Here is a 12,195-nt window from a genome sequence, read left to right on the forward strand (position 1 = left end):
CGCCGCGATCTGGCACAACCGGGCCACCGGCCAGCCGATCACCCGATCCCTGATCGCCTACGACCATTGACCGGACTTCGGACTTACTCGTCTAGGCGACGGCCGCACGGGGGCCGGGGAGCGACGGCGCCGAGGACGTCGGCCACGTGGGCCCGGGCGGGCCGGCGGCCAGGCGGGGCAGGTCCCAGCAGCGGGCGGCGAGCTCTGCGTCGGTCGTGCCGGGGTCGGCCACCGACACGGGGAGCAGGTCGAGGCGGGACGTGCGCTCCCCGGCCAGCTCGGCGCGGACCTCCTCGAGCGCCGCGCTACGCGCAGCCGGCCCGCCCGCCGCCGCGCCGTTGCGGCCAGGTGCTCCGCGCAGAGGTCGACCACGAGGTCGCGGACGGTCATGCCCCAGGGACACCCCGTGGGCGCAAACCGGTCCGGCCGCGGGACGCGCGATCATGGGCGCGATGAACACCGCCCTCGTCTGGTCGGCCACGACGGTCGCCGTCCTCGTGGCCCTCGCCGGGCTGGCCTCGACCGTCGCCTCCCGCCGGATCGGGCTGGTGCACCTGGCCGGGGCCGCCGTCCTCGAGGTGCTGCTGGTGGCGCAGGCCGTCGTCGCCGCCGTGGCGCTGGCCGGCGGGCAGCGGCCGCCGGAGACGGCGACCTTCGTCGGCTACCTCGCCGGAGCCGTGCTGCTGCCGGTCGCCGGCGTGCTCTGGTCGCGCACCGAGCCCAGCCGGTGGGCGGGCACGGTGCTCGCGGTGGCCAGCCTGGTCACCGTCGTGATGGTCTGGCGGCTCGTGCAGCTGTGGGAGGCCCCCGGTGGCTGAGGGCGGGCGGGGGACGGCGCCCGGCGGGACGGCGGCCGGGCCCGGCCGGGTGCTGGTGGCCGTCTACGCCGTGTTCGCGCTGGCCGCCGGGGCCCGGGCGGGCGTGCAGCTGGCGACACGGTTCTCCGAGGCGCCGGTGGCCTACCTGCTGTCGGCGCTGGCCGCCGCCGTCTACGTCGTCGCCACCGTGGCGCTGGCCCGGGGCGGGCGCCGGGTCGCGCTCGCGGCGATCACCGTCGAGCTGGTCGGCGTGCTGGCGGTGGGCGTGCTGTCGCTGACCGACCGGGCGGCCTTCCCCGACGAGACGGTGTGGTCGGCGTTCGGCCGCGGCTACGGCTACGTCCCGCTGGTGCTGCCGGTGCTGGGCCTGCTGTGGCTGCGCCACCAGGCGCGCGCGGCCGGCCGGTCCTGAGCGGTCAGAAGTCCCCGCCGCCGAAGTCCCCGCCGAAGTCACCGCCGCCGAAGTCGCCCCCGCCGAGGTCACCGCCGCCGTAGTCGCCGTAGCCGTTGTCGGCGCCGCCGCCGAAGTCGGCGCCCGGGTCGCCGCCGTAGCCGCCGTCCGCGGCGGCGTAGTCACCCCCGCTGTCGCCGCCGTCGCCGTCGCCACCGCCGTCCGCGCCGTCGGCGTAGCCCTCCGCGTAGGCCTCCTCGTCGCCGCCGCCGAACAGGCCGGAGTCGCCGAGGCCGGTGTCGAACAGCGCGTCGGCGACCGCGGTGCCGATCACCAGGCCGCCGACGGTGCCCAGCAGGCTGCCGCCGAGGGAGCTGCCGAAGCCGCCCATCCGCGGCCCGTAGCCGCCGCCGTACCCGCCCCCGCCGTACCCGGGTCCGTACCCGGGGCCGGGGCCGTAGCCGGGGCCGGGGCCGTAGCCGGGGCCGTAGCCGGGCCCCGGGCCGCCGAAGCCGCCGCCGAAGGCGCGCTCCAGCGTCCCGGGCTGGCGCAGCTCGGCGCGGGTGGCCACCCGGGCCAGCGTCTGCGGGTCGTCGGCGCGGGGCCGCTCGCCCGCCGGGACCGCGGCCGCGAGCTGGGTGAGCACCTCCTGCCGCTGCTGCTGGGTGAGCTGCGCGAACGCCTCGGCGTGCGCCTGCTCGATCTGGTCGGGCGGCGCGGTGCGCAGCAGGTAGCGGTAGCGCTCGACGGCCTGCTGGTCGGTGAGCTGCTGGCGCTGCCCACCGCCCCGCGCGGGCTGCGGCGGTGGCGGCGCGTAGCCGCCCGTGTGGGTGTCCGCGTAGGTGTCGTACCGGGGCTCCGCTGCACGGCGCCGGCCGAACAACCGGTCGAGCAGTCCCATGTCGTCTCCCTCCCGAGACCGTCCCCGGGGGAGTGCCCGCGCGCGGCCGCCGCACACCTGACCGGCGCGGACACCCCGTCCGGGTGACCGCCTCGGGGGGAGCCCGGCAGGGAGCGGACGGCGGCGGCCCGGGCTCAACGGCTAGATTCGTTGCGTGCGACCGGAGGGTGAGCGGCCGAGGGGTTCGACCTCGACCACCCCGGCCTCCCGTGCCTTCGGCGCCGGGCCGGCCGAGGACGGTGTGCGGCCGGAGGCCCGGGCCGCCATGGCGGAGGCCACCGCCCCGGTCGGTGGGCGCAGCGACCAGCAGTCCGACGTCGTCACCGCCGCCAGCGCCGCCGTCTCCGAGCACGACGGCTCGGCCGCGGCGCTGCCCGCCGTGCTGGCCGACGTCCCGGTCGCCGTCCTGCTCATCGACCAGAAGTCCGGGTCGGTCACCTACGCCAACGACGCCGCCATCGAGCTGGCCGGTGACGTGCGCCTGCCGGTCGACATCGACAGGTGGGGGGCCGCCGTCGGCCTCACCGACCTCGCCGGCGCACCGCTGGCGCGCACCACCGGCCCGCTGTCGCTGGTGGCGCAGGGGCAGCCGGTCACCGGCGAGGCGGTGCGGCTGACGCCCGGCCGCGGCACCGACGTCGGCCGGGCCCGGGACGACGACGGCGAGGGTGACCGCCTGCTGTGGGTCACCGGGTTCCCGCTGTCGCAGCCGGCGAGCACCCGCCAGCTCTCGCTGGTGGTGTTCCTGGAGGTCGAGGGCGTCGGGGGCACGGGGGACGCCGAGGCCGAGCTGCAGGCGCTGCGCGAGCGGGCCGTCGTCGCCACCGACATCGCCTTCACCATCACCGACCCCCGCCAGCCGGACAACCCGCTGATCTGGGTCAACCCGTCGTTCACCCGGATCACCGGGTACTCCTACGAGGAGTCGGTGGGCCGCAACTGCCGGTTCCTGCAGGGCCCGTCGACCGACCGGGCCGCGGTGGCCGAGATCCGCGACGCGCTCGCCGCCCAGCGGCCGCTGACCATCACGCTGCTCAACCACCGGCGCGACGGCACCGCCTTCTGGAACCAGCTGGCCATGAGCCCGGTCTTCGACGGCGAGGGCGAGCTGGTCAGCTTCGTCGGCATCCAGACCGACGTCACCGAGCGGGTGCGGGTGGAGGACGAGCGCGAGGCCGCGCTGGCCGCCGAGCAGGCCGCCCGGCAGGAGGCCGAGTCCGCGCGCGCGATCGCCGAGCAGGCCCGGGCGGACGCCGAGCGTGCCCAGGCGCACGCCGAGCGGGCCCAGGCCGACGCCGAGGGCGCGCAGGCGCGGCTGGCGCTGATGGCCGAGGCCACCAGCTCGCTGATCGCCACGCTCGACGTCGGCGACCTGCTCGACCGGCTGGCCACCCTGTGCGTGCCCACGCTGGCCGACTGGGTGGTCGTCACCGTCGTCGACGAGTTCGGCGAGGTCCGCGAGGTGGCCTCCCGGGACCGCGAGCTGCGGCTGACCCAGCTGCGCCGCTACGACGCCCGGCAGGCCGTGCGGCTGCCGCGGGACTCGCCCAGCCAGCGGGCCATCACCACCTCGCGGTCGGTGCTGGTCGAGCGGCTGCCCGCGCGGCTGGACGAGACCATCGCCTCGCCGTCGGCCCAGGAGGTCGCCGCCCGGCTGGGCGCGGTGTCGGCGCTGAGCGCGCCGCTGGTCGCCCGCCGCCGCACCCGCGGCTCGATCACCCTGGTGCGCACCGCGGCGGACCGGCCCTTCACCCCCGACGACGTCGGCCTGGTCGAGGACCTCGCCCGGCGGGCGGCGCTGGTCATGGACAACGTGCGGCTCTACCAGCAGGAGCACGCGGTGGCCGACACCCTGCAGCGCTCCCTGCTGCCCGCGCTGCCCGAGATCCCCGGCCTGCGGGCGGCCGCGCACTACGTGAGCGCCTCGACCGCCGCCGACGTCGGCGGCGACTTCTACGACCTGCTGCAGCTGCCCGACGGCTCGGTCGGCGTGGTGGTCGGTGACGTCGTCGGCCACGACGTCGCGGCGGCCGCTGCCATGGGGCACCTGCGCGGGCTCATCCGCGCCTGCCTGTGGGACGCCCCCGATCCGCACCCGAGCACCGTGCTCACCCGCGTCGACCGGCTCGTGCAGGGCCTGCGGGTGGCCCCCCTGGCGACGATGACCTACCTCAACGCCGTCCCCCCGGCCACGCCCGGCGGCCCGTGGCGGGCCCGCGTGGCCAACGCCGGCCACCCGCCGCTGCTGATGCGCGCACCCGACGGTGCGGTGCGGCCCATCGACGGGGTCACCGGACTGCTGGTCGGGGTGGACGTCGACGCGGAGCGGGCGGCCCTCGACGTCGAGCTGCCGGCCGGGTCCACGGTCCTCGGCTACACCGACGGCCTGGTCGAGGCCCCCGGCTCCGACCTCGACCAGGGCATCGCCGCGCTGGTCGAGCGGCTGTCGGCGACCCCGGTGGACGCCTCGCCGGAGGAGCTGTGCGACGCCGCGGTCAGCGGCACCCTCGACGGCCGCGACGACGTCGCGCTGATCGCCGTCCGCTTCGGCTGAGGAACCCGTCCGCTCAGGCGCCGGCGTCCTCCACGAGGCCGTAGCGGCCGCGGTGGAACAGCAGCGGACGGCGCTGCGGGTCGGCGGCGAGGTCGAGCACGCGGGCGGCCACGATCGTGTGGTCCCCGCCGTCGTACTCCGCCCACAGCGTGCAGTCCAGCCACGCGACGACGCCGTCGAGGACGGGGGAGCCCTGCCGGCTGGGCCGCCACGAGACGCCGGCGAACTTGTCCACGCCCGAGCGGGCGAACGCCGACGACAGCCCGGCCTGGTCCTCCGCGAGCACGTTGACGCAGAACCGGCCGAGGTCGCGCAGCCGCGGCCAGGTGCGGGACGTGCGCGCCGGCGCGAGGGCCACCAGCGGCGGGTCCAGCGACAGCGAGCTGAACGACTGGCAGGTGAACCCGATCGGGCCCTCGTCAGCGTCGGCGGTCACCACGGTGACGCCGGAGGCGAAGTGCCCGAGCACGTCGCGCATCACCCGCGGGTCGATCACCTCGACCCTGCTGTCGCCCACCCGGAGAGGGTCGGACTCGGTCACACGGCCCTCCTCGTCACCTGCACGGATGTCACGCGACAGGACCATCCTGCCCGGTGAGCAGGTTCCACGTGGAACGGAGCCGGGAACTGAGGGACCACCGGGGGATGATCTCGGTGTCGCGAGGGGGAGGACTGGAGGTGCACCGTGTTCGACGTCGAGGCCGGGGGGAACCCGCCGCGCGCCGACCTGGACAGCGCCTTCACCCACTCGCCCATGGGCGTGGCCCTGAGCACGTCCGACGGCGAGCTGCTGGCCGCCAACGCCGTCCTCGCCGAGCTGGTCGGCATCCCGGCGGAGCAGCTGCGCGGCGCCACGCTGTTCGCCTACACCCACCCCGAGGACGTGCCCGGCGCGCGGGCGGTGTGCCGGGAGCTGCGCGAGCGCCGCGGCCGGGTGCGCTACGAGTGCCGCGTGCAGCGCCCCGACGGCCGGGTGGTGCCGGTCCAGGCGACGACGTCGTGGGTCGAGGGCGACCCGCCGCACCTGGTGGTGGTGGTGGAGGACGTCACCGAGCGCAAGGAGCTGGAGGCGCGCCTGCTGCACCTGTCGGCGCACGACCCGCTCACCGGCCTGCCCAACCGGCTGCTGTTCCACGACCGGCTGCGGCACGCGCTCGAGCGCGGTCACCGGGAGCACACGCCGACCTGCGTCCTGGTGCTCGACCTCGACGGGTTCAAGGCGGTCAACGACGAGCACGGGCACCACACCGGCGACGCCGTCCTCGTCGCGGTGGCCGGCCGGCTCGCCGGCGTGCTGCGGGCCAGCGACACCGCGGCACGGCTCGGCGGCGACGAGTTCGCCGTCGTCTGCGAGAACACCGAGCGCACCGACGCCGAGCACCTCGCCGCGCGGCTGCGGGAGGCACTGCCGGGGACGCTGACCGTCGGCGGTACGACGGTGCGCGTCGGGCTGAGCATCGGCATCGGCTCGGTGGACGCCGGCACCGAGCCCGAGCAGGCCGAGGACGCGGTGGTCCGCCAGGCCGACGCGGCGATGTACGCCGACAAGGCCAGCCGGCGCTGACGGTCCCGCCGAGGGTCAGCCGTGCCAGGCGGCGACGACGTCGGTGAAGGCGGCCGCGGCCTGCTCCAGCTCGCCGAGCTCCACGTACTCGTCGACGGCGTGCATCACCGCGGGTGTCCCGGGGCCCCACACCACGATCGGCGCACCGCCGACCACCTGGACCAGCACCGACGCGTCGGTGAAGTACGTGGCCGGGGTGGGCCGTACGGGGGCGGGCAGCGTGGCCACCCACGGGTCGTCCTCGGGGGTGCCGACCGGGGGCAGGTCCACCCGCACCTCGACGTCGGCCACCTCCGGCTGCGCCCGCCACCAGGACAGCAGCTCGTCGCCGTCGGCGACGGTGCGCATGTCGACGACCAGCTCGGCCCGGTCGGGAACGACGTTGGGCACCGTGCCGCCGGCCACCACGCCGGGGTTCCACGTCTCGGTGCCGAGGAAGGGGTCGCTGCGGAAGGGCAGCGCGGCACCGGCCCGGGCCAGGAGGGCGGCCAGGTCGAGCACCGCGTTGTGCCCGCGCTCGGGCGTGCTGCCGTGCGCGGCCCGGCCGGCGGTGCGCACGGCCAGCCACAGCGCGCCCTTGTGCCCGAGCACCACCTCGTTGCCCGTGGCCTCGGGGACGACGACCGCACCCACCGGCAGCTCGGCGACGGCGGCGGCCGCGGCGGCCGCGCCCCGCGACCCGATCTCCTCGTCGCTGGTGAGCAGCAGCGAGACCGGCGCCTGCGGGTCCGCCGCCGCCAGGGCCGCCACCGCGGCCACGACGCCGGCCTTCATGTCGCTGCCGCCGCGGCCCCACACCCGCCCGTCCTCGAGCTGGGCGCCGAACGGGTCGCGCTGCCAGGCGGCCGGGTCGGTCACCGGCACGGTGTCGACGTGGCAGGCCAGCAGCAGCTGCCGCCGTCCCGGGTCGGCCGGGGTGCGCAGCAGCCGCCACGGGTGGTCGCGGTCGCCGCCCTCGGTCACCAGCAGGTGGGGTGCGTGCCCGTGCAGCACCTCGGTGACCGCGCCGAGCAGGTCGCGCTGGGCGTCGGCGTCGCCGGACACGGTGGAGCGGCCGACGAGCTCGCGCACCAGCGCGGTGGGGTCCAGGGCCGTGGTCATGGCCCGATCCTGCTCCCGGTGGCGCTCAGGCGCCGAGTGCGGCACCGACCACGGCGCGGGCCTCCTCCTGCACGCGCGCGAGGTGCTCGGGACCGCGGAAGGACTCCGCGTACACCTTGTAGACGTCCTCGGTGCCCGAGGGGCGGGCGGCGAACCAGGCGTTCTCGGTGACCACCTTGAGCCCGCCGAGCGCCGCGCCGTTGCCCGGCGCCTCGGTGAGCTTGGCGGTGATCGGCTCGCCGGCCAGCTCGGTGGCGGTGACGTCGGAGGGCGACAGCTTCCCGAGGGCGGCCTTCTCCGCTCGCGTCGCCGGGGCGTCGACCCGGGCGTAGGCCGACTCGCCGTACCGCGCGACCAGCTCGGCGTGCAGCTGGGACGGTGAGCTGCCGGTGACCGCCTGGACCTCGCTGGCCAGCAGGGCCAGCAGGATGCCGTCCTTGTCCGTCGTCCACACCCCGCCGTCGCGGCGCAGGAAGGAGGCGCCGGCGGACTCCTCGCCGCCGAAGCCGACCGTGCCGTCGCGCAGGCCGGGGACGAACCACTTGAACCCGACCGGCACCTCCACCAGCCGCCGGCCCAGGCCCGCCACCACCCGGTCGATCAGGGACGAGGACACCAGCGTCTTGCCCACCGCGACGTCGGCGCCCCACTCGGGCCGGTGCGCGAACAGGTAGGAGATGGCGACGGCGAGGAAGTGGTTGGGGTTCATCAGCCCGGCGTCGGGGGTGACGATGCCGTGCCGGTCGGCGTCGGCGTCGTTGCCGGTGGCCACCTGGTACGCCGACCGCTTGCCGATGAGCGAGGCCATGGCCGACGGCGACGAGCAGTCCATCCGGATCTTGCCGTCCCAGTCCAGCGTCATGAAGCGCCAGGTGGGGTCGACCAGCGGGTTGACCACGGTGAGGTCGAGGCGGTGCCGCTCGGCGATCGCCGCCCAGTAGTCGACGCTGGCCCCGCCCAGCGGGTCGGCGCCGATCCGCACCCCGGCGTCGCGGACGGCGTCGAGGTCGAGCACCGCCGGCAGGTCGTCGACGTAGGCGGCGACGTAGTCGTGCCGCTGTGCGGCGGCGTGCGCGCGGCTGAACGGGATCCGGCGCACGCCGTCGAGACCCGCGGCGAGCAGCTCGTTGGCGCGGTCGGCGATCACCTTCGTGGCGTCGGTGTCGGCCGGCCCGCCCGACGGCGGGTTGTACTTGAACCCGCCGTCGCGCGGCGGGTTGTGCGACGGGGTGACGACGATGCCGTCGGCGAGCCCGGAGGTCCGGCCCCGGTTGGCGGCGAGGATGGCGTGGCTGACCGCCGGGGTGGGCGTGTACCGGCCGGCGGCGTCGACCAGCACGGTCACGTCGTTGGCCGCGAGCACCTCCAGCGCCGAGGCCCACGCCGGCTCCGAGAGCGCGTGGGTGTCGCGGCCGAGGAACAGCGGGCCGTCGTAGCCCTGGGCCTTCCGGTACTCGCAGATGGCCTGGGTGGTGGCCAGGATGTGCGCCTCGTTGAACGCGCTGTCGAACGAGGACCCGCGGTGCCCGGAGGTGCCGAAGGACACCCGCTGGGCGACCTCGGCCGGATCGGGCACCAGCGTGTAGTAGGCGGTCACCAGCGAGGCGACGTCGACCAGGTCGGCGGGGGCGGCGGGCTGGCCGGCACGGGGATCGGTCACGGCGACGATCCTGGCCTGCCACCTGCTCCGCTGGCGACCCGGACGTCACCCGACCCGGGCGGTCCCCCGGCGCACCCGCAGCCCGTCGAGCAGCAGCCCGGCCGCCAGCGCCGCACCGGCGCCCTCGCCGGCCCGCAGCCGCAGGTCCAGCAGCGGCTCCAGGCCGAGGGCCTGCAGCACCAGGTCGTGCCCGCGCTCGCGGCTGCGCTGCCCGGCGACCAGGGCGGCCTGCGCGCCCGGCTCGAGCAGGACGGCGGCCAGCGCGGCCACCGAGACGGCGAACCCGTCCAGGACGACCGGGGTGCCCGCCCGCGCGGCGCCGAGGACCGCGCCGGTCAGCACGGTGAGCTCCGGACCGCCGAGCTCGGCCAGCGCCCGCGCCGGGTCCCGGTCCAGCCCGTGGCCGGCCCGGGCCAGCGCGGCGGCCACCACGGCGCGCTTGCGCTCCAGCACCGCGCTGTCGGCGCCGGCGCCCAGGCCGGTGACGTCGGCGGGGTCGGCGCCGAGCAGGCCGGCGGCCAGCGCGGCCGCCACGGTGGTGTTGCCGACGCCCACCTCGCCGAGGGCCAGGAGGCCGTCCCGGACACCCGGCTCCCGCCCGGCGACCAGGTCCCGCCCGGCGACCAGCAGCCGCTCGACGTCGGCGGGCGGGAGCGCGGGGGCGCCGGCGAGGTCCCCGCGCGGGCCGGCGGGACGGGCGTCCACGGCGCCGTCCAGCGGGCCGCCGGCGACCCCGGCGTCGACGACGACGGTGGCCAGGCCGGCCGCGGCCGCGGCGGTGGCGCCGACCGAGACGCCGGCCACCGCGGCGCGGGCGACGTCGCGGGTCACGCGCACCTCGTAGGCCGAGACGCCGAGCCCGGCGACCGGGTGGTCGGCGGCGGCCAGCACCAGCGTGCCGCCCGTCGCGTCGCCGCGGCCCAGCGCCACCACCCGGTCCACCGCGCGGTCGAGCACGCCGAGGGAGCCGGGCGGGGTGAGCAGCCGGTCGGCCTCGTCGCGGGCGCCGACGACGGCCTCGCGGCCGGGGGCGCGCAGGTGCGACGGGGGAGCGGCGGGCCCGCCGTCGTCGGCCGGCCAGCGGTCCTCGACGACGACGGCCGACAGCGGCAGCCGCCGCGACCACCCGGCCCGCTCCAGCCCCGGTGCGGGCGGGCGCTCGTCGGGCCAGCCCAGGCACAGCCAGCCGAGCGTGACCACGCCGTCGGGCAGGCCGACCAGCCCGGCGAGCTCCTCGGGGCGGAACAGCGTCACCCAGCCCATGCCCAGGCCCTCGGCGCGAGCGGCCAGCCAGAGGTTCTGGATCGCCGCCGCGCAGCTCCACAGGTCGGCGTCGGGGAAGGTGGCCCGGCCCAGCACCCCGGCGGGCGGGGTGCGCCGGTCGCAGCAGACGACGATCCCCAGCGGCGCCTCGCGCACGCCCTCCAGCTGCAGGTCGAGCAACCGGCGGGCGGCGTCGGGCTCCAGCTGCGCGGCCTGGCGCAGCCGCTCTCGGTCGGTGAGGACGGCGGCCCGGTCGCGGGTGGCGGGGTCGCGGACGACGAGGAAGCGCCACGGCTGGCTGTGCCCGACCGAGGGCGCGGCGTGCCCGGCGGCGAGCACCCGCTCCAGGACCTCGTCGGGCACCGGGTCGGGGCGGTAGCGGCGCACGTCGCGCCGGGCGCCGACGACGGCGTAGAGGCCGCCGGCGTGCTCGGGCATGGCCCAGGCGGCGGGGTCGCCGGCCCGCTCGGCGGCGGAGGTGGCGTCGCCGACCAGCGGGACGGGCCGCGGCCACGGGGACGCCGTCATGCGGCTCTCCTCCCACCCGCCGGTCCCGGTCGGTCGCCGACTCTAGCCACGGGTCCGGCTCCGCCGGCGGGCGCCGCGGACCTCCCCGTGGCGGGTCCGCGACGCCCGTCCCGACGGCGGGGCCACCCGGGGTTTCGGCCGTGCGCGGCCCGGGTCAACCCGAGCGCGGACCCGACCGCCGCAGCCGCGCGGGCGCCCGCCGCGTCCACGCCTCCGCCAGCAGGTCGGCGACCAGGGCCGGGTCGGCGGCGGCGAGGTCGACGCGGACGCCGGAGAGCCGCCGTCCCCACCACAGCAGCGAGCAGGCGCCGCCCTCCGCCGCCCGCGCCTCCGACTCGCCGACCAGCACGTTGAGGGTGCCCTCGTCCCACAGGGTGGCCAGCACCGCGGTGCCGAGCCGGAACGACGGGCGGCCGTGGTGGTCGGCCTCGGTGACCTCCGGGAGGGCCAGGGCCAGCGCGCGGACGTCGTCGGGCGTCACCGCCACGCCCCCCAGGAAGCCCCCGGGGTACATCTCCGCGGACGTGCACCGTGCATCTCCGCGGATGTGCACACGGGGTCAGCCCTCGACCTGCTCGAGGAAGCGGCGCAGCGTCTCGAGGAAGACCTCGGGCTGCTCGGAGTGCACCCAGTGGCCGGCGTTCTTCACCCTCACCAGCCGGGTGTTGGGGAACAGCTCGTCCATGCGGCCACGGTCCTCGGGCAGCACGTAGTGGCTCCTCGCGCCGGCGATCCAGAGCACCGGGCCGTCGAAGGTGGCGCCGGGCGGCGGGTCGGGGAAGCCGCGCAGCTCACCGAGGTCGCGCTCGAGGGTCTCGAGGTTGAGCCGCCACCGCCAGCGGCCCGAGCCGACGCCCTCGCGGACCAGGCTCTGCAGCAGGAACGACCGCACCATCGTGCTGGGCACCGCCTCCCGCAGCGCCCGGTCGGCGTCGTCGCGGGTGCGCAGCGCGCCCAGGTCCACCGCGCGCATCGCGGCGATGAACGCGCCGAACGGCGAGGCCTCCTCGTCGGGGTCGTCGGTGCGCCCGCCGGACACCGGGTACTCCACCGGCGCGATGTCGACGACGACCAGCGCGCGCAGCAGCTCCGGCCGGCGCAGCGCCAGCTGCATCGCCACCTTGCCGCCCATCGAGTGCCCGACCAGCGTCACCGGCTCGCCGAGGCCGGCCAGCTCATCGGCGACCATCTGCGCCATGTCGACGTAGTCGACGCGGTCGGTCCACGGCGAGTGCCCGTGGTTGGGCAGGTCGAGCAGCGTCACCCGGTGCCCGTCGGCGAGCCCCTTGGCCGCCGTCGTCCAGTTCTTGCCCTGGCCGAACAGGCCGTGGACGAAGACGACACGCGGCCCGGAGTCCCCGACCGTGCGCGCCGCCAGCCGCTCGTCGGAGGGCGCGTCGGCTGTCACCCGGCGA

General features: G+C 77.3%; 11 protein-coding genes. 4 read left to right on the forward strand and 7 right to left on the reverse strand.

Annotated elements, in window-relative coordinates; all coding sequences use genetic code 11:
* Window positions 1-452: 452 nt before the first annotated feature.
* Entirely contained in the window at window positions 453-818 is a 366-nt protein-coding gene (locus LY71_RS21540) for a hypothetical protein (protein ID WP_106281787.1), read from the forward strand.
* Window positions 811-1,230, forward strand: a complete 420-nt coding sequence (locus LY71_RS21545) for a hypothetical protein (protein WP_106281681.1) — start codon at window positions 811-813, stop codon at window positions 1,228-1,230. The genes LY71_RS21540 and LY71_RS21545 overlap by 8 nt, the downstream gene beginning before the upstream one ends.
* Window positions 1,231-1,234: 4 nt before the next feature.
* Here the strand turns inward: LY71_RS21545 and LY71_RS21550 are convergent, their stop codons facing one another.
* Window positions 1,235-2,110: a hypothetical protein gene (locus LY71_RS21550; protein WP_106281683.1), complete on the reverse strand. Its 876-nt coding sequence runs from the start codon at window positions 2,108-2,110 to the stop codon at window positions 1,235-1,237.
* Between the two features lie 154 nt (window positions 2,111-2,264).
* Between LY71_RS21550 and LY71_RS21555 the strand changes: the two genes are divergently transcribed.
* The gene (locus LY71_RS21555) at window positions 2,265-4,664 is read left to right on the forward strand and encodes a SpoIIE family protein phosphatase (RefSeq protein ID WP_245888194.1); all 2,400 of its coding nucleotides are present in this window, start codon (window positions 2,265-2,267) and stop codon (window positions 4,662-4,664) included.
* Window positions 4,665-4,677: 13 nt separating this feature from the next.
* On the opposite strand, the gene LY71_RS21560 is transcribed toward LY71_RS21555, so the two are convergent.
* The gene (locus LY71_RS21560; protein WP_245888196.1) at window positions 4,678-5,181 is read right to left on the reverse strand and encodes a flavin reductase family protein; all 504 of its coding nucleotides are present in this window, start codon (window positions 5,179-5,181) and stop codon (window positions 4,678-4,680) included.
* A gap of 168 nt (window positions 5,182-5,349) precedes the next feature.
* On the opposite strand from LY71_RS21560, the gene LY71_RS21565 reads away from it, so the two are divergent.
* Window positions 5,350-6,228, forward strand: a complete 879-nt coding sequence (locus tag LY71_RS21565; protein WP_245888197.1) for a sensor domain-containing diguanylate cyclase — start codon at window positions 5,350-5,352, stop codon at window positions 6,226-6,228.
* Window positions 6,229-6,243: 15 nt separating this feature from the next.
* Here LY71_RS21565 and LY71_RS21570 read toward each other — a convergent pair whose 3' ends face one another.
* The 5 genes from LY71_RS21570 to LY71_RS21590 form a co-directional block, all read right to left on the reverse strand.
* Window positions 6,244-7,329: a M20 family metallopeptidase gene (locus tag LY71_RS21570; RefSeq protein ID WP_211297476.1), complete on the reverse strand. Its 1,086-nt coding sequence runs from the start codon at window positions 7,327-7,329 to the stop codon at window positions 6,244-6,246.
* A gap of 25 nt (window positions 7,330-7,354) precedes the next feature.
* Complete coding sequence (gene pgm / locus LY71_RS21575; RefSeq protein ID WP_106281685.1) at window positions 7,355-8,989, reverse strand: phosphoglucomutase (alpha-D-glucose-1,6-bisphosphate-dependent); 1,635 nt, start codon at window positions 8,987-8,989, stop codon at window positions 7,355-7,357.
* Between the two features lie 45 nt (window positions 8,990-9,034).
* The gene (gene bluB / locus LY71_RS21580; RefSeq protein WP_106281687.1) at window positions 9,035-10,780 is read right to left on the reverse strand and encodes a 5,6-dimethylbenzimidazole synthase; all 1,746 of its coding nucleotides are present in this window, start codon (window positions 10,778-10,780) and stop codon (window positions 9,035-9,037) included.
* Between the two features lie 154 nt (window positions 10,781-10,934).
* Window positions 10,935-11,294, reverse strand: coding sequence for an MmcQ/YjbR family DNA-binding protein (locus LY71_RS21585; protein ID WP_211297477.1), 360 nt, complete (start codon window positions 11,292-11,294; stop codon window positions 10,935-10,937).
* Between the two features lie 45 nt (window positions 11,295-11,339).
* The gene (locus LY71_RS21590) at window positions 11,340-12,188 is read right to left on the reverse strand and encodes an alpha/beta fold hydrolase (protein ID WP_106281689.1); all 849 of its coding nucleotides are present in this window, start codon (window positions 12,186-12,188) and stop codon (window positions 11,340-11,342) included.
* Window positions 12,189-12,195 lie beyond the last annotated feature (7 nt).

Source organism: Geodermatophilus tzadiensis, assembly GCF_003002915.1.
Classification (GTDB): domain Bacteria; phylum Actinomycetota; class Actinomycetes; order Mycobacteriales; family Geodermatophilaceae; genus Geodermatophilus; species Geodermatophilus tzadiensis.